This window comes from Chromobacterium sphagni (genome assembly GCF_001855575.1).
GTDB classification, from domain to species: Bacteria; Pseudomonadota; Gammaproteobacteria; order Burkholderiales; family Chromobacteriaceae; genus Chromobacterium; species Chromobacterium sphagni.
The window spans coordinates 2,601,415-2,623,529 of the sequence record NZ_MKCS01000001.1 but is presented as its reverse complement, the minus strand read 5'-3'; the positions used below and the strand labels follow the sequence as shown (position 1 = coordinate 2,623,529).

The 22,115-nt window shown below is 61.6% G+C and carries 18 protein-coding genes and 6 tRNA genes; 6 read left to right on the top strand and 18 right to left on the bottom strand.

Annotated elements, in window-relative coordinates; genetic code table 11:
• Positions 1–66 precede the first annotated feature (66 nt).
• Complete coding sequence (locus tag BI347_RS12385; RefSeq protein ID WP_139167215.1) at positions 67–495, top strand: hypothetical protein; 429 nt, start codon at positions 67–69, stop codon at positions 493–495.
• On the opposite strand, the gene BI347_RS12380 is transcribed toward BI347_RS12385, so the two are convergent.
• The 6 genes from BI347_RS12380 to BI347_RS12355 form a co-directional block, all read right to left on the bottom strand.
• Positions 490–1,962, bottom strand: coding sequence for a hypothetical protein (locus BI347_RS12380; RefSeq protein WP_158020778.1), 1,473 nt, complete (start codon positions 1,960–1,962; stop codon positions 490–492). The genes BI347_RS12385 and BI347_RS12380 overlap by 6 nt on opposite strands.
• Positions 1,963–2,006: 44 nt before the next feature.
• Positions 2,007–2,351, bottom strand: coding sequence for an isochorismatase family protein (locus BI347_RS12375; RefSeq protein ID WP_275637798.1), 345 nt, complete (start codon positions 2,349–2,351; stop codon positions 2,007–2,009).
• Positions 2,326–2,571: a VOC family protein gene (locus tag BI347_RS12370; protein ID WP_139167214.1), complete on the bottom strand. Its 246-nt coding sequence runs from the start codon at positions 2,569–2,571 to the stop codon at positions 2,326–2,328. Before BI347_RS12370 ends, BI347_RS12375 begins: the two co-directional genes overlap by 26 nt.
• A gap of 133 nt (positions 2,572–2,704) precedes the next feature.
• Entirely contained in the window at positions 2,705–4,600 is a 1,896-nt protein-coding gene (htpG, locus tag BI347_RS12365; RefSeq protein WP_071116410.1) for a molecular chaperone HtpG, read from the bottom strand.
• A gap of 117 nt (positions 4,601–4,717) precedes the next feature.
• Positions 4,718–5,155, bottom strand: a complete 438-nt coding sequence (locus BI347_RS12360) for a ProQ/FINO family protein (protein WP_071112875.1) — start codon at positions 5,153–5,155, stop codon at positions 4,718–4,720.
• A 182-nt stretch (positions 5,156–5,337) separates the two neighbouring features.
• Positions 5,338–5,422: transfer RNA gene (locus tag BI347_RS12355), tRNA-Leu, on the bottom strand.
• Positions 5,423–6,570: 1,148 nt separating this feature from the next.
• Between BI347_RS12355 and BI347_RS12350 the strand changes: the two genes are divergently transcribed.
• Positions 6,571–6,927 carry a hypothetical protein gene (locus BI347_RS12350; RefSeq protein ID WP_071112874.1) on the top strand — a complete coding sequence of 119 codons (357 nt, stop codon included), beginning with the start codon at positions 6,571–6,573 and terminating at the stop codon, positions 6,925–6,927.
• 309 nt (positions 6,928–7,236) lie between these two features.
• Here the strand turns inward: BI347_RS12350 and BI347_RS12345 are convergent.
• The 8 genes from BI347_RS12345 to BI347_RS12310 all read right to left on the bottom strand — a co-directional run bounded on the left by BI347_RS12345 (position 7,237) and on the right by BI347_RS12310 (position 10,748).
• A tRNA-Cys gene (locus tag BI347_RS12345) sits at positions 7,237–7,310 on the bottom strand.
• A 43-nt stretch (positions 7,311–7,353) separates the two neighbouring features.
• A tRNA-Gly gene (locus BI347_RS12340) sits at positions 7,354–7,429 on the bottom strand.
• A 27-nt stretch (positions 7,430–7,456) separates the two neighbouring features.
• Positions 7,457–7,532, bottom strand: a tRNA-Gly gene (locus tag BI347_RS12335).
• 30 nt (positions 7,533–7,562) lie between these two features.
• Positions 7,563–7,638 (bottom strand) — tRNA-Gly (locus BI347_RS12330).
• A gap of 25 nt (positions 7,639–7,663) precedes the next feature.
• Positions 7,664–7,739: transfer RNA gene (locus BI347_RS12325), tRNA-Gly, on the bottom strand.
• Between the two features lie 103 nt (positions 7,740–7,842).
• Positions 7,843–8,424, bottom strand: coding sequence for a CDP-diacylglycerol--glycerol-3-phosphate 3-phosphatidyltransferase (gene pgsA, locus BI347_RS12320; RefSeq protein ID WP_071112831.1), 582 nt, complete (start codon positions 8,422–8,424; stop codon positions 7,843–7,845).
• Positions 8,425–8,508: 84 nt separating this feature from the next.
• Positions 8,509–10,314: an excinuclease ABC subunit UvrC gene (gene uvrC, locus BI347_RS12315; RefSeq protein ID WP_071116409.1), complete on the bottom strand. Its 1,806-nt coding sequence runs from the start codon at positions 10,312–10,314 to the stop codon at positions 8,509–8,511.
• Positions 10,314–10,748: a DUF4124 domain-containing protein gene (locus BI347_RS12310; protein ID WP_071112829.1), complete on the bottom strand. Its 435-nt coding sequence runs from the start codon at positions 10,746–10,748 to the stop codon at positions 10,314–10,316. The genes uvrC and BI347_RS12310 overlap by 1 nt, the downstream gene beginning before the upstream one ends.
• Positions 10,749–10,893: 145 nt before the next feature.
• Here BI347_RS12310 and guaB point away from each other — a divergent pair, with 145 nt between their 5' ends.
• Positions 10,894–12,357, top strand: a complete 1,464-nt coding sequence (gene guaB / locus BI347_RS12305; protein WP_071112828.1) for an IMP dehydrogenase — start codon at positions 10,894–10,896, stop codon at positions 12,355–12,357.
• Between the two features lie 68 nt (positions 12,358–12,425).
• Here guaB and BI347_RS12300 read toward each other — a convergent pair whose 3' ends face one another.
• The gene (locus tag BI347_RS12300) at positions 12,426–13,289 is read right to left on the bottom strand and encodes an AraC family transcriptional regulator (protein ID WP_071115971.1); all 864 of its coding nucleotides are present in this window, start codon (positions 13,287–13,289) and stop codon (positions 12,426–12,428) included.
• 10 nt (positions 13,290–13,299) lie between these two features.
• A complete protein-coding gene (locus BI347_RS12295) occupies positions 13,300–14,223 on the bottom strand; it encodes a LysR family transcriptional regulator (protein WP_071112826.1) in 924 nt (307 codons plus the stop codon).
• Between the two features lie 172 nt (positions 14,224–14,395).
• Between BI347_RS12295 and BI347_RS12290 the strand changes: the two genes are divergently transcribed.
• The 3 genes from BI347_RS12290 to BI347_RS12280 all read left to right on the top strand — a co-directional run bounded on the left by BI347_RS12290 (position 14,396) and on the right by BI347_RS12280 (position 18,416).
• Positions 14,396–16,048, top strand: coding sequence for a GMC family oxidoreductase (locus BI347_RS12290; protein ID WP_071112825.1), 1,653 nt, complete (start codon positions 14,396–14,398; stop codon positions 16,046–16,048).
• Positions 16,045–17,664: an MFS transporter gene (locus BI347_RS12285; protein ID WP_071112824.1), complete on the top strand. Its 1,620-nt coding sequence runs from the start codon at positions 16,045–16,047 to the stop codon at positions 17,662–17,664. The genes BI347_RS12290 and BI347_RS12285 overlap by 4 nt, the downstream gene beginning before the upstream one ends.
• 449 nt (positions 17,665–18,113) lie before the next feature.
• Positions 18,114–18,416 (top strand): hypothetical protein, encoded by a 303-nt coding sequence (locus BI347_RS12280; protein ID WP_071112823.1) that lies wholly within the window; start codon positions 18,114–18,116, stop codon positions 18,414–18,416.
• Between the two features lie 72 nt (positions 18,417–18,488).
• Here the strand turns inward: BI347_RS12280 and BI347_RS12275 are convergent, their stop codons facing one another.
• Together BI347_RS12275 and BI347_RS12270 are read right to left on the bottom strand one after the other, a co-directional pair.
• On the bottom strand, positions 18,489–19,454 hold the full coding sequence (locus BI347_RS12275) for a fimbrial protein (RefSeq protein ID WP_139166945.1): 966 nt from the start codon (positions 19,452–19,454) through the stop codon (positions 18,489–18,491).
• A 44-nt stretch (positions 19,455–19,498) separates the two neighbouring features.
• Positions 19,499–22,060 (bottom strand): fimbria/pilus outer membrane usher protein, encoded by a 2,562-nt coding sequence (locus BI347_RS12270; RefSeq protein WP_158020776.1) that lies wholly within the window; start codon positions 22,058–22,060, stop codon positions 19,499–19,501.
• Positions 22,061–22,115: the final 55 nt, after the last annotated feature.

The following is a 22,115-nucleotide window of genomic DNA, read 5'->3' as shown; positions in this document are numbered from 1 at the left end:
GGCGCGGCGGTTGAACTTTTGCCGGCCGCGGCGCACAAACAGGCTTTTCCTCCAGACAACGCCAGCGTGCCGCTACCCAAACCGCCTCTCCTGCCCAGTCTGCTGTTGATGCTGGGCCTGCTTGCCGGCTGCAATGCCGGCTCCGCGCCGTCAGCAACCGAAGCCTCCGCCGGCCCGCCACGCAAAACCGGAGCGGACAACCGCCACTTCTGGCGCAAACGGGAAATCGAAGAAGTCAGCCGGCGCATCATAGAGAAAGAGCTGGGCTACCAGGATCCGCTGCGCCTTGCCGCCGATGATGACAGCCTAGACGAGCGCAGTTACCGTTTCCGCCTGATGGGCGTCCAGCGCAAGCCGCTGGGCCTGGCAAGCGAAGACATCGCGTTCACCGTGCAGGCCGACCTCGCCAACGGCAGGATCATCAGCATCCATTGCCATCCCCGCAGCGCGGACAGCCAGGCATGCCATCCGCACCGGAGGAGGATCTGGTCATGATGAGGCGGCGGATCCCGCCGACTCCGCCGCCTCGACCAGCCTGACATCCATTATCTGGCACAGACTGGTCTGCTGCAGCAGCCGTTGCGCCCGCACCAGCCATCCGCCGTCGTCTCCGCGCAGCGTGAACTGCCGCAGCGCCTGGTATTGCCTGCCCGCCAGCACCAACACCCCGCGCTGACGAAACTGGCGCTCGCCGTACAACAGCAAGCCCTTTTCCATCACGCCATCCGGATGGCTGGTCTGCGCCGCCGCCTCCACCGCCAGCGGCCGCTTGCCGACAAACTCGACGCCGCACTCGGCCGGCTCCGCGCCGCCGGGCAGGCTGATCCAGCGCACCAGGCCCAACTGCCAGCCAAAGCCATGCCGCTTGAACATCACGATGGCTCCCGCCTGCACCGCCTGGCGGCCGAAATCGCCGCACAAACGCATGCCGGAAGCGCTGAGGTTCGCCAGCAGCAGCTGGGCCGGTTCGGCGTCATCCGGCGGCGAGCCGGCCCGCGCCAGACGCCAGCAGCATTCGAAACCCGCCAACAGCATCACGCGCTGGCCATTGCGTTGATTAAGCCGGTGATGCTTGCGTTGCGGCGGGCTGCGCCACTCCACCTCCAGCCGCGCCAGCATCTGCCACTCGGCGGCGGTCATTTGCCGCTGCCGACCGCGGGCGCGCTCCCGCAATCGATCCAGCACGGGAGAGGCATCCGCCAGCCACCCCAGGCCCCCGGCGTCCGCCTGGGAATCGGCAAACCGCCCGGGACTGTCGGCATCAGCCATCACCAACCAACAGGGAACCTCGTCCGGCCGGCGCGCCAGCGCCTCCAGCCGCAATGCCTGGCCATGCTCACCGGTCCAGTCCAGCAGCAGGCGCTGGCGCAAGGGGTCCAAACGATTGCTGGAACTCATCCCCAACAGCAGCAAGCGCCGGTACCAGGCGCCCAGCGCCACCTGGTCTCCGCCCGGAGCACGGTGCTCCCAGCCGCGGCCCCTCACCTCGGCAAACAGCTGGTGGCAATCCAGCCAGAAGCCGGCAAACAAGGGGGCATAGCTCAGAGTGTGGACACGCAGCAGGTGCCAGCCACTGGACATGGCCAGCGCCAGCGCCTCCTGCTGCGGCTTGCTGTTGCCAAACAGGCCGAACGACTGCCCGCTGCCGGCCCGCGCCAGCAACTTGCAGTCCTCGTGCAGACGCCGCCACAGCCGGCGCAAGGCGGCGCCGTGGCTGCCTCCCGCCGCATCGCCGCGCCGCTGCAAAACGCAACAAGCGTCATTGAGGATGCGCAAGCCGGCCTGGCGATCGGCCAGGCTCATCGGACGGTCCTCCAACCTGATCAGCAGCGACAACAGTTTTTCCGCCTCCTCGGCGACATTCAGGCCGGACAGCAATCTCAACTCGTCGATCAAAGCCTGCGGCGCCAGCGCTTGCCCGGCGCCGCCAGCGAAATCGTGGGAAACAGTCAGTTTCAACATGATGATCATGACAATCGGCTAGAATGGCGCATCTTAGCGCCTGATCATGTCGCTTGCGACCGCGCTTGATCGGCATTATTACCAAGCGCCGCCAATACATCGGCGCTGGCGCATACCCGGCAGTATTCGCCATGCAGATTGGCCAGGCTCATCGCATGCACCTCCTCGGTGCGGCGCGGCCTTCCCTGCCAGTCGATCTTGTCGAAGGCGAAGCAGCCATCCTCGACCAGGCTGACCGCAAAGCCCAGATTGCCGGCCATCCGCACCGTCGCCTCGACCGAGTTGCTGGTGCTGACGCCGGCCACCACAAACTCCAGCCACCCGCGTTCGCACGATCTCGGCGCCCTGTGCCCTGGCGCGCTCCTAATCCGCGTACGGGTCCGCCACATGAATCAACAAGGCCTGCGCCAGCCCGGACAGGCCGCCCGCGCCGCCCCATTGCCGCTCCGGCTGGGGGCTGGACACCATGATCACCGCGTTGCCCAGGCTCAGTTCCGAATGATGCACCCGGCCATCCTCGATCACCGCGAAGCGGCGCTCGAAACCGAACGCCCGCTCCAGCCATTCCATCGCCGCCACCGCATCGTCGTAGCACAGGGATGGATACACGCCGGGCAGCACTCTCGTCTCGCTTATCTCATCTTCCTTGGATCAGTACCGGGAAGTCTTACCTGTAGGACAATGGCAATAAAAAACCGCCCTGCGAAAGGGCGGCTTGCTCCACACATGAAACGCCTGGCTGTCAGGCTGACAGCTCCAGCATCAGCTTGTTGATGCGCTTGACGAAGGAGGCCGGGTCTTCCAGCTTGCCGCCCTCGGCCAGCAGCGCCTGGTCGTACAGCACCTGGGCCAAGTCGGCGGCGCGGGCCTCGTCGGTTTCGCCGGCCAACTTTTTCACCAGCACATGTTCCGGGTTGATTTCCAGCGTCGGCTTGCTGCCTTCAATCTTCTGGCCGGCGGCCTTCAGCATGCGCTCCAGGTGGGCACTCATGTCGTGCTCGCCCGCCACCAGGCAGGCCGGGCTCTCTGTCAGGCGGGCGGTGGCGCGCACTTCCTTCACCTGTTCGCCGAGCGCCTTCTGCACTTTTTCCACCACCGGCTTGGACGCCTCTTCAACCTGCTTCTGCGCTTCCTTGTCGGCTTCGTCTTCCAACGCGCCCAGATCCAGCGCGCCCTTGGCGACCGATTGCAGCGCCTTGCCGTCGAACTCGAACAGCGAGCCGGTCACCCACTCGTCGACACGGTCGACCAGCAGCAGCACTTCCACGCCCTTCTTCTTGAACACTTCCAGGTGCGGGCTGTTCTTGGCGGCGGCCAGGGTGTCGGCGGTGATGTAGTAGATCTTGTCCTGGCCTTCCTTCATCCGGCCGATATAGTCGGCCAGCGCTACGGTCGGCTCGGCGCCTTCAGCCGCGGTGGAGGTGAAGCGCAGCAGCTTGGCGATGCGTTCCTTGTTGGTGTGGTCTTCACCTACGCCTTCCTTAAGCACTTGGCCAAATTCCTTCCAGAACGCGGCATACTTTTCCGGCTGGTTGGCGGACAGGTCTTCCAGCAGGCTCAGCACCTTCTTCACGCAGCCGGCGCGGATGGCGTCGATATCCTTGCTTTCTTGCAGAATTTCGCGCGACACGTTCAGCGGCAGGTCGTTGCTGTCGATCACCCCGCGCACAAAGCGCAGGTAGTGCGGCATCAGCTTCTCGGTGTCTTCCATGATGAAGACCCGGCGCACGTACAGCTTGACGCCCTGCTTGCGCTCGCGGTCGTACATATCGAACGGCGCGCGCGACGGGATGTACAGCAGTTCGGTGTACTCCTGGCGGCCTTCGACGCGGGCATGGCTCCAGGCCAGCGGCTCGGTGAAATCGTGGGCGACGTGCTTGTAGAACTCGTGGTACTGCTCGTCGCTGATGTCGCTCTTGCTGCGCGTCCACAGCGCGGATGCCGAATTGACGGCTTCCATATCGTCGCTGACGATCACTTCGCCGTTCTCGCCGTAGCTATTGCCCTTCTTCATCTCGATAGGGATGGAGATGTGGTCGGAATACTTGCGGACGATGCCTTTCAGCTTCCAGTCGTTCAGCAGCTCGTCTTCGCCTTCCTTCAGATGCAGCACGATCTCGGTGCCGCGCTCCGCCCGCTCCACCTGCTCCAGCGTGTACTCGCCTTCGCCATGCGATTCCCAGCGGGTGGCGGCGGCTTCGCCGGCGCGGCGGGAAGTCAGCGTCACCTTGTCGGCGACGATGAAGGCGGAGTAGAAGCCCACGCCGAACTGGCCGATCAGGTTGGCGTCTTTCTTCTCGTCGCCGGACAGCTGTTCGAAGAAAGCCTTGGTGCCGGATTTGGCGATGGTGCCGATATTGGCCACCACCTCGTCGCGGCTCATGCCTATGCCGTTGTCGGCGATGGTGATCGTGCGGGCGTCCTTGTCGAAGCCGATGCGTATCTTCAGTTCCGCGTCGTTCTCGAACAGCTCCGGCTTGGCCAGGCCCTCGAAACGCAGCTTGTCGGCGGCGTCGGAGGCATTGGAGATCAATTCACGCAGGAAGATTTCCTTGTTGGAATACAAGGAGTGGATCATCAACTTGAGCAGTTGTTTGACTTCGGTCTGAAAACCCAGGGTTTCTTTCTGTGCACTCATGGTCGGCAATGAAAAGAGGTTGGCAATGACGGACAAGTGGTGGCTGGCCGAACATTTTCAAGTGCCGAAATGCAAAAAGCCCTGCAATGATGCAGGGCTTTGCCGGGTCCGGACCGATCAGGATTCGGCCTTGCCCTCTTCCACCGATGCGGCTACCGCCTCGATGGGCGCCTCGACGGCGTCGACTGCGGCATCCGCGGCCGGAACGGTCTTGGGCTGCATCTGCAGCTCCGCCGCGCGCTTCTCCTCGGCGCTGACTTCGCCTTGCGGCTTGCCGCTGAGGTCGAAGCGCTTGCCGCCGCGAGCCAGCGACTTCAGATAGCGCGGCTTGCGGCAGTGGTTGGCCACGACGCGCGAGATCAGCGCCGGCTCGAACTGCGACAAGGCCGCGATCAGACTCTCGTGAATGCCCAGAGCCAGCGGTCGGAACTGGCGAAACACGTCGAACTTGCTGTAAATGTGATCCGCGATCATCTCGGTCTGCTTTTTCTTGGACAAGCTTTGAACAGCAGACTTGAGAGCAGCACCGAGTGCTGTTTCAGTATTTGGCTTCATGAACTTCTATCTAGATCCATTGATGCAAAGACAGCGAATGCTGCCCAATCAAGAGGCGTGATGCAACCGGCCACTTGTCCAGTTAGACGACAGGCGTCGCTTGAATGTCATTTTAATACAGCGAGATTGGCGCCGCCATCTGCCTTGCCGACAGAAAACACACCACGCCCTCAACCTATTGATGGTGCCCCGGGCCGGAATCGAACCGGCACAGCCGAAGCCGAGGGATTTTAAGTCCCTTGTGTCTACCAATTTCACCACCGGGGCCAACAGAGCGGGCAATTGTAGCCCAGGGGGCCCATGCTGACAATGCATTTTAAATAATGCAAGTCTCTGACAAATCAGAAGAACTGCGTATAGCCAGGGCGGATTCGGCGAGCCAATGAGTGCCTGTTAAGGCCCCCGCCGCTGACTGCTATATCCCGCAGACGACAAGCGCTTGATTTTAAAGCACCAGCCAACAGCGGAAAGTGCAGCACTTTAGCGACAAAGCAAAACGCTGTCAACGACAGCCCCATCGTCCAGGCCGGGTGCCGACCAATGCCTTAGACATAAAATCACCTTATTAATAGGAAATAATATAGGCAGACCGGATAAATGAGTTGATCCACTGGCTTTATCGCCACATAACGACGTTTTATCGATAAGCAGTCATCCGTTAAATTCAAAATGCCACAACTCATGTCAATCAGATAAAAAGCAACCACCTCAGCGGCCGGTTAAGGTAAATGAACCGCTCTCTAAAAGATACCCTTTCCCTCTTCTCCATAGCGCATAGACCTAGGAAAACATCTCAAAACGTAAAATAAAATTCTATCGAATCCATATCTTACAAAAGAAACCTGATGAGAATCCGCAAGCATCCCAGCCAATACCATGAGCATAGAAAACCGACTCAACGCCATACCCTCACGATCACCCCTTGATTTGTCCATCCGCATGCCGTAGATGCACATGCCTATCGCACCGGCACGCCATGCCCATCATGCATTTTGATCGACAATCAAACAAAAAAAATCACCAGCGCCGCTTTTGTAAAGAATTATCCATAGCTTGCTTGAGGCCATGCAAAAACCGGGATTGCACACAGAACTACCCAGCTCCAAATACCAGCTTGCTTCGTAGCAAGGTGACACCTAGGTATCGCCCAGAGGCCAGAGCAAAAGAGGTGTGCGCGAAGCGGCCACCAGGCCGCCACCGCGGCAATCCGAAGATGCAAGCCGGCAGCTGCTGCCGCCGTTTGTCCATTTGATCAGCCATCCGCCCGCTGCTTGTCGATAAAACTGGCCAACCGGTCAATCCATCGGACGCGCTTTAACAGCTACACCTAGCTAAAGACCCTGCAAACCAGCCGCCCCATCTTCCACAGGCGGACTACGCGACATCCTCTCCATCACTAACCAGGGAACATGACGATGAGCCTCTACGCCGAACTGGTAAAGAAAGCCGCCGACCAGTACCGCACCCAGCTGGATGCCATCTACGCGCAACAGAAAACCATACAGCGGGCCGACCATATCGCCGGCCAACTGTTCAAGGCCGGCCTGAAGGCCTGCGCGCAGGCCGACGGCGACTACAGGCCTTATATCCTGCTGCAGCTCACCGACGAGTTGCAGCCATTGAAAAAAACCGTACTGCTATATATTTGCAATGTGCTGGAGTGCGCAGTGGAGCCACCGGCGCCCCCGACAGCGGACAACCATTACCAGTTATTGCCAAGCGAAAATGAGCCGGGACAGCCTCGATTGCTGCTGGTAGTGGAGGCCGCGTAAATGCTTCAGCAGCCCGACACGGCGAGGCTAGCGATCAAGAGCGTATGCAAACGCCGGTCGCGCCTCCCCGCAACGACGCCAACCGGCCCAAGCAGTGAACCACTGAAATGAAAACAAACCCATCTCGCCGGCTAAGCCCATGCGGCCAGGATGGCATGGCAACCGGCATAGATCTCGAAATTCCCGTGTTGGGCTTATCCAGCGATTAGAGGCGAAAAATGGCGGGAAAAGTATAGATTTGCAATTATCGCAAGCTGGTGAAAAAAATAGCAAAAAGCCCGTAAATCCTTGGATTTACGGGCTTTTATCTGGAGGCGGGGGTCGGAATCGAACCGGCGTAGACGGATTTGCAATCCGCTGCATAACCACTTTGCTACCCCGCCATCTGAAACTATTACCAATTAGCATAAATTGGTCAACAAAATTTGGAGCGGGAAACGAGGCTCGAACTCGCGACCTCAACCTTGGCAAGGTTGCGCTCTACCAACTGAGCTATTCCCGCATGGGTAAAACCTGGACTGTTTTCAAGTGGAGCGGGAAACGAGGCTCGAACTCGCGACCTCAACCTTGGCAAGGTTGCGCTCTACCAACTGAGCTATTCCCGCATCGCATAAACAATCAGCAAAAGAAAGGTATGGAGCGGGAAACGAGGCTCGAACTCGCGACCTCAACCTTGGCAAGGTTGCGCTCTACCAACTGAGCTATTCCCGCATCGCACATCATTAACAAGTTTTTTTGGAGCGGGAAACGAGGCTCGAACTCGCGACCTCAACCTTGGCAAGGTTGCGCTCTACCAACTGAGCTATTCCCGCACCGCTTAAAACTTGCAACACTTTCTGCTGCATCTCGCTGCTGCTTCGTCAGTAGCGGCGAGAGACTGCGAATTATAGAGACTTATCCAAACCTGTCAACACTTCATACATCAATTTTTTTACCGGCAAACTCTTTCGCCGCCATGCGCAAGTAGTAAACCATTGACCATAAAGTCAAAACCACCGCGACATACATGGAAAAATTTCCCGCCATCCGCGCATCCACGCCAAACATCAGCCTGCCATCGTACAGCAGCAGGGTAATGGCCAACATTTGAGCGGCGGTTTTCAGCTTGCCGATATAGGCCACGGCGACGCTGCTGCGGGTGCCCATGCCCGCCATCCATTCACGCAAGGCCGAGATGGTGATCTCGCGGCCGATGATGATCATCGCCATCCAGCCCTCGGTGCGTCCCAGCTGAACCAGCAGGATCAGCGCGGCGGCGACGATCAGCTTGTCCGCCACCGGGTCCAGGAAGGCGCCGAAAGCCGAAGTCTGCCCCAGCTTGCGCGCCAGATAACCGTCCAGCCAATCGGTGGCGGCCGCCAATGCAAAAATGCCGGCCCCCACGATATTGCGGCTGGCCAGCAGCAAGATGGAGTCCGGCAGGAAGAACACCGCCACGCAGATCGGGATCAGGGCGACCCTGAGCCAAGTCAGGAATATCGGCAAATTGAAGGGCATTGGTCTTGGTCTTGTCGCAATCAGGCTCGTAAACACCGCCGGCAAGCATCCCGAGCCTGAATCAGGGACGCTTGCCGCGTTCAGTCAATGCAGCGCATTGTAAATCTTTTCCGCCAACGTACGGCTGATCCCTTCCACTTGGCAAAGGTCGTCGACATTCGCCGCCGCCACGCCGCGCAGTCCGCCAAAGCGCATCAGCAGCTGCTGCCTGCGCTTGGCCCCGATGCCGGGAATATCCTCCAGCGTGGAGGCGGTGCGCGCCTTGGCGCGCCGCGCGCGGTGGCCCGTGATGGCGAAGCGGTGCGCCTCGTCGCGCACCGTCTGGATCAGATGCAGAGCCGGATGATCCTGGCGCAATTGTAGCGTCTTTTCCAGATACGGCAGGATCAGCGTTTCCAGACCGGGTTTGCGCTCCTCACCCTTGGCGATGCCGACGATGGGCAGGGTCAGCCCCAGTTCCGCCATCACTTCCAGCGCCACACCCACCTGGCCCTTGCCGCCATCGATGAATACCGCGTCCGGCAGCTTGCCCTCCTCGTCCGCCAGTTTGCCGTAGCGACGTGACAGGACTTCGCGCATCGCCGCGTAATCGTCGCCCGGCGCGGCGGTGGTGATATTGAAGCGGCGGTATTCCGATGGCTGCATCGCCCCCTTGTCGTATACCACACAGGAGGCCACCGTGGCTTCGCCCATGGTGTGGCTGATGTCGAAACATTCAAAACGGCCGGCGTCCTCCAACTCCAGCGCCTCGTTCAGCTTGGCCAGCCGCTGCGTCTGCGTCGCCCTGCTGCCCTGCTTCTGCAAAATGGCCAATTCGGCGTTCTTTTCCGCCATTTCCAACCATACCCGGCGTTCACCTATCGGATTGCTCGCGATCGCCAGCTTGCGCCCAGCCTGCTGCTGCAGGAACTCGCGCAACGCCGCGCTCAACTGGCCATTGACGATCAGCGCGGCAGGCACGCCGGCGGTCAGATAATGCTGGGCCAGAAAGGCCTCCAGAATCTCCTGCGCGGTATCCGCCTCTCCGCCCACCGGGAAATGGCTCTTGTCGCCCAGGTGGCGGCCGCCTCGCACCATCACCAGGTTGACGCAAGGCAGACCATCCTTCAGCGCCGCCGCCACCACGTCGCAATCCTGCTGGCTCTGGTTGCTGGAGACGAACTGCTTCTCCTGCACCCGGGTCAGCGCCTGAATCTGGTCGCGCAACTCGGCGGCCTGCTCGAACTCCATCGCCTCGGCCGCCGCCATCATGCGTCGGTTCAATTCGTCTATCAGCTCGCTTTGCCTGCCCTGCAGGAAAGCCACCGCGCTGGCGGCATCCGCCGCGTACTCCTGTTTGGAGATATGCCCGACGCAGGGACCGGAGCAGCGCTTGATCTGGTACAGCAGGCAGGGACGGGAGCGGTTGGCAAACACCGCGTCCTCGCAGGTGCGCAGGCGGAACACCTTCTGCAGAATCTGGATGCTCTCGCGCACCGCGTAGCCGTTGGGATAGGGGCCGAAATACTGATTGGGCTTCCGGGGCTCGCCACGGTAATAAGCCATCTGCGGGAAGTCGTGCCCGCTCAGCATCAGATAGGGATAGGATTTATCGTCGCGGAACAAGATGTTGTAACGCGGCGCCAGCGCCTTGATAAGGTTGTTTTCCAGAATCAGCGCCTCGGCCTCTGAGCGGGTGACCGTGGTTTCGATATTGGCGATCTGCTTGACCATCAGCCGGATGCGCGGCGACAGGTCATTCTTCTGGAAATAGGAGCTGACGCGGCGTTTGAGGTCTATCGCCTTGCCGACATACAGCACCTTGCCCCCGGCATCCAGCATCCGGTAGACGCCGGGCAGCGACGGCAGGTTCTGCAATACGTTCTGGTAGTCGAAAACGGCTTTGTCCACTATTTGCCGCACCAGGTCTGCACATCCTTCTGCGCCTGACGGATCAGCTCGTTGCGCTGGGCATCGGTGGCAAGGCCGTTGGAACCGGGCATGCGGATGCGGCCGTTCTGCTGCAAGGTGGCCAGATTGGCCTGCGCGGCGCTGCAGTTCTGCGCCTTCACCTTGGCGTTGGCGGCGGCGATGCCGGCATTGTCGGACGCCACCTGCTTGTTGGCGGCGGGCCTGCCATCGGCCTTCTTCTCAGCCTTGGGCACCGACGCGGCCGCCGACGGCTGGGCGCGCACATTCATCCTGCGGGCGTTGACATTGGGCGGCGGCTGATCGGAAAACACCGTCTTGCCGTTGGCGTCGGTCCAGGTGTAGACCTCGGCTGCGGCGATACCCGGCAATAGCAACGCCAGCAAAAGCGTCCATACTAAAGGTGATGATTTCATGGCTGACGTCCCAACCTCTTATCCAGTGCCGCCGATTGTAAAGCCTGGCCCGGTGTCGCGCAAAATACGCGAAACCCCGCGGTATTTTTGCAGTGGGTTGCATGATTCGGTATAATGCCGCTTTGCCGCCTAAGGAAACGCGAAGATGCGTATCATCGAGAAAGCCTATACTTTCGACGACGTTCTCCTCGTCCCAGCCCACTCGGAAGTCCTGCCGCGCGACGTATCGCTCGCCACGCGCCTCACCCGCAACATCACCCTGAACCTGCCTCTGGTTTCCGCCGCCATGGACACCGTGACCGAAGCCCGTCTCGCCATCGCCATGGCTCAGGAAGGCGGCATCGGCATCGTGCACAAGAACATGAGCCCGGAAAAGCAGGCCGCCGAGGTTTCCAAGGTGAAACGCCATGAAAGCGGCGTGGTGAAGGACCCCATCACCATCGCTCCGGACATGCTGGTGCGCGATCTGGTGCTGTTGACCCGCCAATACAAGATTTCCGGCCTGCCGGTGATCGAAGCCGGCAAGGTGGTGGGCATCGTCACCAACCGCGACCTGCGCTTCGAAACCCGCCTGGACCAGACCGTCGGTTCCATCATGACCCCGCGCGAGCGTCTGATCACCGTCAAGGAAGGTGCCAGCATCGATGAGGCCCGCGAGTTGATGCACACCCACCGCCTGGAGCGCGTGCTGGTGATCAACGACGCCTGGGAGCTGAAGGGCCTGATCACGGTCAAGGACATCATCAAGACCAGCGAACACCCGAATGCGAACAAAGATACTCAGGGCCGCCTGCGCGTAGGCGCGGCAGTCGGCACCGGCGGCGACACCGAGGAGCGCGTCAAGGCGCTGGTGGCGGCAGGCGTGGACGTGATCGTGGTGGATACCGCCCACGGCCACAGCCAGGGCGTGCTGGAGCGCGTGCGCTGGGTGAAGACCTGCTTCCCTCATGTGGACGTGATCGGCGGCAATATCGCCACCGCCGCCGCCGCCAGGGCGCTGGTCGAGGCCGGCGCCGACGGCGTCAAGGTCGGCATCGGCCCCGGCTCCATCTGTACCACCCGCATCGTGGCCGGCGTCGGCGTGCCGCAGCTGACCGCCATCCACAACGTGTCCGAAGCGCTGAAAGGCACCGGTGTGCCGATGATCGCAGATGGCGGCATCCGCTTCTCCGGCGACATCTCCAAGGCGCTGGCCGCCGGCGGCAACTGCGTGATGCTGGGCGGCATGTTCGCCGGCACTGAGGAAGCCCCGGGCGAAGTGGAACTGTTCCAGGGCCGCTCGTACAAATCCTACCGCGGCATGGGTTCGCTGGGCGCGATGAGCCAGGGCTCGTCCGATCGCTACTTCCAGGACAATGAAGGCAATGTGGAAAAGCTGGTGCCGGAAGGCATCGAAGGCCGCGTGCCGTACAAGGGTTCCATCGGCCAGGTGATCCACCAGCTGGTGGGCGGCCTGCGTTCGTCGATGGGCTACCTGGGCTGCCCGACCATCGCCGACATGCACGAGAAGGCGCAGTTCGTCGAGATCACCTCGGCCGGCATCCGCGAATCCCACGTCCACGACGTGCAGATCACCAAGGAAGCGCCGAACTACCACGTCGACCGCTAAACCGGTCTTCACGGAAGAACTAAAGCCCGCGTTGCAGAACGCGGGCTTTGTTACATCCGCCGCCGCGCTCAGGCCAGCGACAGCATCAGCCGCGTCCGCAAATCCTTGGGCGCGGTGTCATACGGCGAATTCAGATACTCCTCTATGCACGGCACATCGCCCGGCACCTGGCCACTGTCCGGCAGCCAATGGCGATACAACCAGTCCCAGGTAGTTTTCAATTCGGCGTAAGGCCCCAAATGCATTGCGCAGGCGTACTCTCCGGCCGGGATCTCCCCCCACTCGAATCCCTCCGGCAAGGCCTTATCCTCCCAGCCGGCCGGCGCGGTCACGCAGGCGATGGAACGCAACTCGGCGGCAGAAATCTGCTCCGGGTCGTCGAGAAACATCGCGAACACCCGGCCTGGCGCCTCCCCCGCCTCATGCCCGGCACTGATTGCCTGCAAAGCGCCGAACGCCTGTCCGATTTCCATATAAGAGCCCCGATTGCGGCGCATCAGCACCCTCAGACCTTGTTGTTGCTTCAACATGCTCACTTCGTGCATTAGGCTCTCCCGGTTTTGTCGAACAATGAACGCCCTGCGCTTGCGATAACGGCCCGGACTTTCGCCATATGCCTGGGAAAACGCGCGGATAAATGCGGCAGCGCTGCCATAGCCGGCGCGCGCAGCCACCCGCAACAAGGGAAGCGGGCTGCCGCCCAACTCCCCCGCCGCGCGGTGCAACAACAAGCGCTGCCGGGTTTCCCCCACCGTTTCGGCCATCAGGGCGTGATACACCCGATGAAAATGATAGGGCGACAGGCAGGCCTCCTCGGCCAGGCGCTCCAGCGACACCGATGCATCCAGATGCCGCCACAAATAGTCCAGCGCCTTCAGCATCCGTCTCAGGTACGGCGAATCCAGGCCGCTATTGCGATAAGGCGTTCTCATGACGTTCAGCTTATCTCAGGGTAATTGATTCATTTTGCGGACTTGGCTGCTGCAACAGCAGCCATTGATTGTTCTGGCACAACTCCACCACGTAATCCCACACCACCCGGTAACGCAGGGTGCGGCGGATATTGCTGCGCGCGCTGATCCAGTAAGAGCGGACGATGCGCAGCTCCGGCAGGATCTGCGCCAGCCGGGCGTCGTCGAAAGTCATGTAATACGGCAGCACCACGATGCCGCCGTCGGCCAGCGCCGCCTCGCGCTGCGCCACCACGCTGGTGCTGCGCAACGGCATGCTGGGATTGCGGCACAGGCCGTGGTGGAACATCAGTTCGCGCGAGAACAGCAAATCGTCGACATAAGCCAGTATCGCGTGGCCATTCAGGTCTTCCCTCTCAACGATGGGCGGGTGCGCGGCCAGGTAGGCCGGCGTGGCGTACAGGCCCAGGCAGTAGTCGGTGAGCTTGCGCGTCACCACCAGATTGGCCTGCGGCCGCTCCAGCGCGATGGCGATGTCCACCTCGCGGCTGGTGATGCTGACGAAGCGCGGCACCGCCACCAGATCGATCTCCAGCCCCGGATAACGCGCCATCAGGACCGGCAGATGCTTGGCCAGGAATAGCGCCCCCAGTCCCTCCGGCGCGCCCACCCGCACCAGCCCGCTCACCTCGGCATGGCCGCGCCGGGCGTGGTCCAGCATCTGCGAGGCGGTGTTCTCCAGCGACTCCGCCAGCGGCAACAGATTGCGGCCGGCGGCGGTCAACATGTAGCCGTCGGCCTGCTGCACGAACAAGGGCTGGCCCAGCTCGGCCTCCAGCGCGGCGATATGCCGTGCCACCGTAGCGTGGGTGGTGCCCAGCTGGCGCGCCGCGCCGAGCAATTTTCCGCAGCGCTGCAGTGCCAGGAAAAAGCGCACATCATTCCAGTCGAACATGTCTCCCCCATTCCAAACCGGCCGGCGATTGTGCATATGCACACGAAAACAGCAAGCCAACAGCATTCCGCTGTTCAAAAACTAACACATGCTGTTTCCCGCTGGCTATTCCCAGCCAAGCCCGCTTCGGTTTAGATGGCGGCTACGACAACGACATGATCGGCGCCGCGGCATGCTGAACGGAGAGTACGATTACATCATCGTCGGCGCCGGCAGCGCCGGCTGCCTGCTGGCCAACCGGCTGTCCGCCGATGCCGACAAACGGGTGCTGCTGCTGGAGGCCGGCGGCAAGGACAACTACCCGTGGATACACATCCCGGTGGGATATCTGTACTGCATCGGCAATCCGCGCACCGACTGGTGCTACCGCACCACGGCGCAAAGCGCGCTGGACGGCCGCGCGCTAGGCTACCCGCGCGGCAAGGTGCTGGGCGGCAGCTCGTCGATCAACGGCATGATCTACATGCGCGGCCAGGCTGCCGACTACGACCATTGGGAAGCGCTGGGCAATCCCGGCTGGGGCTGGCGCGACGTCCTCCCCCACTTCATCGCCATGGAAGATCACTTCGACCCGTCCCGCAGACTGCACGGCCATGGCGGCGAATGGAGGGTGGAAAAACAGCGGCTGTCGTGGGAGATACTGGACGCCTTCCGCGCCGCAGCCGCCGAGCAGGGCATCTCCCCCGTCGACGACTTCAACACCGGCGACAACGCCGGCTGCGGCTATTTCGAGGTGAACCAGAAAAACGGCCTGCGCTGGAGCAGCGCGCGCGCCTTCCTGCACCCGGTGGCCGAACGCCGCAACCTGACGGTGCTGACCGGCGCCGAGGCGGAAAAACTGACGCTGGAGCATGGCCGCGCCCGTTCTATTGCATTCCTGCAACACGGCCGCCGGCTGGAAGCGAGCTGCCGCGGCGAAATCATCCTAGCCGCCGGCGCCATCGGCAGCCCGCTTTTGCTGCAACGCAGCGGAATCGGACCGGCCGGCCTCTTGGCCGAACACGGCATCACGCCGCAGCACATCTTACCCGGCGTCGGCGCCAATCTGCAGGACCATCTGCAGCTGCGGCTGGTGTTCAAGGTGCAAAACGCGCTCACGCTGAACCAGCGCGCCGCCGGCTGGAGCGGCAAGCTGGCCATGGCCTGGGAATACCTGTGGCGGCGCAGCGGCCCGATGTCGATGGCCCCCAGCCAGCTGGGCGCCTTCGCCCGCAGCGCACCGGAAGTGGCATGGCCGGACCTGGAATACCACGTGCAGCCCTTGTCGCTGGAACGCTTCGGCGAGCCACTGCACCGCTTCCCCGCCTTCACCGCCTCAGTCTGCCATCTTAGGCCGCAAAGCCGCGGCCATGTGGCGATCGGCGGCGCCCATCCGGATGCGCCGCCGCAGATCCAGCCCAACTACCTCAGCCATCCCGCGGACCTGCGCGTTGCCGCAGTCGCCATCCGCTTGACCCGCCGCATCGCCGCATCACCGGCCTTGGCCCGCTACCTGCCGCAGGAATACCGACCCGGTCTGCAATTTCAATCGGAAGACGAGCTGATAGAAGCCGCCGGACTGATCGGCACCACCATCTTCCATCCGGTGGGCACCTGCAAAATGGGCCGCGACGCGCACGCGGTGGTGGACGCCCGGCTGCGGCTGCATGGCATTGCCGGCCTCAGGGTGGCCGACGCCTCCATCATGCCGACGCTGATTTCCGGCAACACCAACAGCCCCACCTTGATGATCGCCGCCAAGGCGGCGCAGATGATCGCGCAAGACAACAAACAGCCGGGTCCGATCGCGACACCGGCCCACCCAGCAAAGGAGACTTGGACATGAGCAACAGCATCGCATCGTCGACGGCGTCAGCCGCCGGCATCAGCCGAGCCGAGCGCAAGGTGATTCTGGCCTCGTCGCTCGGCACGGTTTTCGAGTGGTACGACTTCTTCCTGTACGGCGCGATGGCCGCCATCATCGGCAAGCAGTTCTTCACCGGCGTCAACGAGACCACCGCCTTCATCTTCGCTCTGATGACCTTCGCCGCCGGCTTCCTGGTGCGGCCCTTCGGCGCGCTGGTGTTCGGCCGGCTGGGCGACATGGTGGGCCGCAAGTACACCTTCCTCGCCACCATCGTCATCATGGGCCTGTCCACCTTCCTGGTAGGCGTGCTGCCTGGCTACGCCACGCTGGGCATCGCCGCGCCGCTGATCCTGGTTTCCCTGCGCATGCTGCAGGGCCTGGCGATAGGCGGCGAATACGGCGGCGCGGCCATCTATGTGGCCGAGCACGCGCCGGACAACAAGCGCGGTGGCTACACCAGCTGGATCCAGACCACCGCCGGAGCCGGCCTCTTGCTGTCGCTGCTGGTAATCCTGGCCTGCCGCAAGCTGACCGGAGATGCCTTCAATGAATGGGGCTGGCGCCTGCCCTTCCTCTTGTCCATCATCCTGCTGGCGATCTCCACCTGGATCCGGTTGTCGATGCAGGAATCTCCCGCCTTCCTGAAAATGAAGGCGGAGGGCAAACAGTCGAAAGCGCCGCTGACAGAGGCCTTCGGCAACTGGGACAACCTCAAGCTGGTACTGATCTCGCTGTTCGGCTTCAACGGCGGCCAGGCGGTCACCTTCTACTGCGCGCAGTTCTACTCGCTGTTCTTCCTGACGCAGATCCTCAAGGTGGACCCGCAGACCGCCAACCTGATGCTGATCGCCTCCTTGATCCTCACCACACCCTTGTTCCTGTACTTCGGCCACCTGTCCGACCGCGTCGGCCGCAAGCCGGTGCTGATCGCCGGCTTGGCGCTGGGCCTGCTTCTCACCTTCCCGGCCTTCCGCTGGCTGACCGACTACGCCAACCCCGACGTCGCCGCCGCGCAGCGCAGCGCGCCGGTGCTGGTGGTGGCAGACCGATCCAGCTGCCATTTCCAGTTCGACCCCATAGGCAAGGCCAAGCTGAATACGCCCTGCGACCAGGCCAAGGCGCTGCTGGCGAAGAACGGCGTGCCGTACCAGCAGCAGGCGGCAACGCAGCCCGGCACCACCGAAATCCACATTGGCGCCACGGTATTGCAAGGCTTTGACAAGAAGGCGCTGCAGGACGGCCTGAAGCGGGCCGGCTACCCGGACAAGGCCGACCCGGCCAAGATCAACCACATCATGGTGATTCTGGTGCTGGTGCTGCTGTCGGTGATCTCGGCGCTGACCTACGGCCCGCTGGCGGCGATGATGGTGGAACTGTTCCCCACCCGCATCCGCTACACCTCGATGTCGCTGCCCTACCACCTGGGCAACGGCTGGATCGGCGGCCTGATGCCCACCGTGGCCTTTTCGCTGGTGGTGTACACCGGCGACATCCTGTACGGCCTGTGGTATCCGATCATCGTCTACGGCGTCAGCCTGGTCGTGAGCCTGGTATTCCTGCGCGAAACCTTCCACAACGACGTACATCGCCACTGACAGCGCCATCGGCAACAGCCCCCGCCCGGAGCGGGGGCTTTTTATTTCTCATCCGGCACTCCGCGTCGCCGCATCCGAATTTAGCGCGCATCGGCCCAGCAACCCTGGCCCATTTCCGCGTCCCGTCCGCAAACGCGCCCCGCCCCTGGCCACAAAACCATGCAACCTCGAAAATACAATAACTTAAAACTATCCTGATCGAGAAAATACCATCAGCGGGCGCTAAAGCCAGACTTCCCGGTAACCGCCGCGGCTTGTGCGTCACTGCCCTACATATTTAAATATTTGTTACTAATAATTCAATAAAAACAGACATTGCTGTTTACAATCATGCCGCCTATACTTGGCTTAACAAAGATAGTTACATATAAATCGAATAAATTTAAATTATTTGTTTAAAGAATCAGCAAAAGCCAGCCTTAAGCGGGTTCATCAAACGGGAGGCTCAAATGAAAAAAGTCATTCTTACTCTGGCAGCGCTGGCAGCTCTGCAATCTGGCTTGACTCTGGCCTCCGACGGCGGCACTGTCAGCCTAAACGGCTCCATCGTCAGGGAACCCTGCGCCGAGACCGGCAGCAATCTGCTGAATTACGCGATGAATCCCCGTCAATACCAGGCTGCCCGCAAAGTGGCGTCCAGCCGCTCCTGCTCCGGCATCGACAACACCCAGTCCCTGAGCATCTCTGCTATCAATATGACTGGCGCCACTACCTACAGCAGCGGACAGCTGGTTACCGTCGTCTACAACTGACCGCTCGCAACAAAAAAAGCCTTCGACCAAAACGGCCGAAGGCTTTTCGCATTTTGGGCGAAGACGGATCGCCTACTGGTACAGCATGTCTATCGTGACCGCCGTTTGCAGGCTGCCCGCCACCACATCCGCGGTCCGCATGTACTCCACGAACAATCCCAGCTGAGCCGCCTGGGACTGCACATTCACCACCCTGGTATTGTTGCTGCTGTTGGCGCCGATATTGGCCCCGTCGGCGGAACTGCCAAGGTTGATGGCGACCCCTTGCGCCGAACCGCCGGTATTGGCGAACAGCACCGGATTGGTCGCATCCGCCTTCCCGGAAAAACGGAACGTCGCGGTCCTGACGCCGGTCGAGCAATTGCTGGCGCTGATGGTGAAACTATTGCGGGCCAAGGCGCTGCCCACCGAGGTAAACAGGCCGCTGGCGACAGTCGGCAGGTTGATCGTGTACTGGCCGTTCGCGCTCAGATCGCACGTCCCTCCGGGCGTGAAGGTGACCGTGCCATTGATCATCTGATTGAAATTGATGCCTTGCTGCGCATTCAGCCCGCCGATGCCATCCAGTTGGAACACCGGGTACTGGCTGACGGTGGAAGAGCCGCTGGAAGGCGCGCCAGTCGTCTTCAACAGCACGATGGAATACGGCAAGTTGGTGCTGACCGAACCATTCCTCGGCACGTAGATGTTGCTATTGATCGCGCCGCTGTTCTGGGTATAGGTCTGGCCGTTGAAAATGATGCCGATCTGCAAGCCTGGCGCCAGCGTCAACTTCTTCGGATTCACCCAGAAATACACGTTTTCGCCTATGCTCTGCGCGCAATACAGGCTGAGGCTCTGCAATGACGATTGCCAGATTATCGTTCCTGCCGGCGCATTGGCGGAAACATATAAATTGCCGGGCAGGTTCAAGGTCGAGGTGACGCTGCCGGAACTATTGTTTCCGTTCCAGCAACCCAGCGCATGGCTGGTCAACGGCATGGCCATCAGCAATGCCAGCATCCATCCCGGCAATCCTCGGCAAATCAGTTTCTTCATTTTCCTATCGCTTTCCCGTCGTTGCCGATGGCTGGTCTTGATCGTCACTGCGGCGCGCAAACGGCATCCGTCTGCAAATATGCCGGCCCGCCGGTCTTTTGCGGCAGTTGGTAGCTGAAACGGCATTGCTGGTCCGGACCGCCGCCCCAGCTTGCCGTCAACGGCTTGCCTTCCATGCCGCGCAGGAAGGCGCGTCCGCCCTGGCCCACCATGGAGAGGAAATCTTCGCCTCTGCTGATCGTGGCGCCCACCGGCAAATGGTTGCCGTCCGGCCGCGTCAGCCTCACGATGACCGGTTTGCCCTGCTGGGTATTGAATTTCAGCATGACGATGGCTCCGGCGCGTGGCGCGTCCTGCATGCTCGTTTCCTGCAATTCCACGTCCTGGTTCATGCCTTTGGGATCCAGCGTGATTTCATTCTGGCGGTACGGCATCAACGACGACACCACCGCATAGCCGCTCTGGCTGACGCGCACGCCGTTGGTGTTGCTGACCGCGGCGCCTTCCGCCCCAGGCGCCTCGACGATGGCGAAGGATTCGCCCAGCGACTGCGCCGGCGTCACGCCTCCCGGATGGAACACCAGCGCCCCGTTCGCGCCGAGGTTGGCCTGCGATGTCTTGCCGCTGGCGCTGGCGCCGGCAGTGAGCGTGGCAACCGAAGTGGAATACTGCACGCTGCCTCCTCCGCCGCTGGTATTGCCGCCCGCGCTGTCGCGATTGATGTTGGCGTAAACGTTGTAGCTGAGGTTGCGCAGCTCGCCCGTCGTGCCGCTCAGATTGACCTGTGCGCCGGCGCTGCGGTCGCTGCTGCTGCTTGCGCTGGCGCTCAGCAGCGGGGAGTACGACTCGCGGCCCAGCGGCATGGAAACGCTCAGCATGTATTGGTTGATGTTGTTCCCGCTCGCGTCATGCGTGCGGCCGGCGGACAGATTGAAGCTCACCGACTTGAAGCTGTTGCTATAGCCCAGCTGGTAAGTGAGGTCGCGACCGCCTTGGTTCCAGTAATCCTGGGTCGAGCCGGTGAGAAACACATGGCCCCAGCGGTCGCCCAAAGGCTGATCGGCATTGAGCTGGAATTTATTCTTGGCTCGGTAGACCACCCCGACCTGATTGATCAGATTGGTATAGTCGCTCAGCTCGAGGAAACCGGCGGTCGAGAAGCGATAGGCGGCCACCGTGAAATTGGTGCGCGTCGCCTCCAGCAGCTTGCTGTAAGTCACCCGGTAACTCTGCCCCTGCATATCGCTGCCGCTGGCATTGAACGGCAGCTGGCTCGCCCATGACTGCGTCACATCCAGCGCCAGCGCGCCCAGCGGCGTATTGATGCCGGAACCGAACAGCGCGGACTGGTAGTGATCGGCGGCAATCAGGCCGCCGTACAGTGTCAGGCTGTTGTTGATGCCGCGCTGGTATGTCGCCTGCGCAAAATTCGGCCGCTTGCTCAGCGCGCCATCGCGCCACTGCCCCGCCGTGACGGCGTAGCGCGACTGGCCTTCGCGCAGTAACTGCGGCACCGCCGCGTAAGGGACGACAAACTTGCGCACGCGGCCGTCCGCCTCGGTAACCGTCACGTCCAGGTCGCCGGCAAAACCGGTGTTATAGAGGTCGTCGATGCTGAACTCGCCCGGGGGCACCACATTTTCATAAATCAGGTTGCCATTCTGGCGAATCGACACTTTGGCGTTGGTCTCGGCCACGCCGCGCACCACTGGCGCATAGCCTTGCAGCGACTCCGGCTGCATCCGGTCGTCGGAACTGAGCTGCACGCCGCGAAATGGCACGCTGCCGAACAAGTCGGACGGGGTGAAATAATCGCCGATGGTCAACACGGCGCGCCAGCCGGTGATATCGCGCTGGGTATAGGCCGAGGCATTCTGGTAGGTGCGCTGGCTCTGGCCCTTGCCGTTATCCTGCTGCGTCAGCGTGCCGTTATAGCGAAGCCGCCACAAACCGATGTTGAGGCCGGCATTGGCGCCAAAGTAATACTGCGTGGATGTCCCGGCAGAGCCGCCATTGTCATAGCGATAAGCATTGGCGTTGTAGTTGAGAAAACCGGCGAATGGGGCGCCGGCATCCCAGTACTCCGGCGCCACATAGCCGCGCGCCTGGGCGCGCAGATACTTCTGCGGAATGCTGACATCGAGACGCAAGTCGGTGCTGTTGAAGCTGGAAAACGCGCCGGGCACCACGGCGGCGATGTCCACGCAGCGGCTGGCCTCGTCGCGGGCCGGCACGCCGGCGATCTCCGGCAAACGCGAGACATCCACGCCCAAGTCATCCAGCATCGCCCGATTGAAACAGGCCAGCACCTTGCGCTCGGCCAGCTCCTTCATCAGCACATCGCGGCGGCCCAGCCAGACCGAGTTGATATAGACGTCAGCCCGATAATTGCCGGGAAAGGCCGCGCCGGTCTGATTGAAGCGCGACAGATCAACTTTTTGCCCATTTGCATTCTGATTGATGAACACCGGGTTGAACTGCACATCGTCGAGCGCGACATTTCCCGCAGCAGGCGAATCCGCGAAGGCAGCCTGGCCGCCGAACAAGCCGCAAATCAACAAGCCGAGCGGGCTAAGCGCCCAGCGGCTATCGGGCGGTCGTGTCATCAAGTGCTTCATCGCTAGATTGAGTCCTGCGGGAACGCGCAGCCCGGGCTGGCGC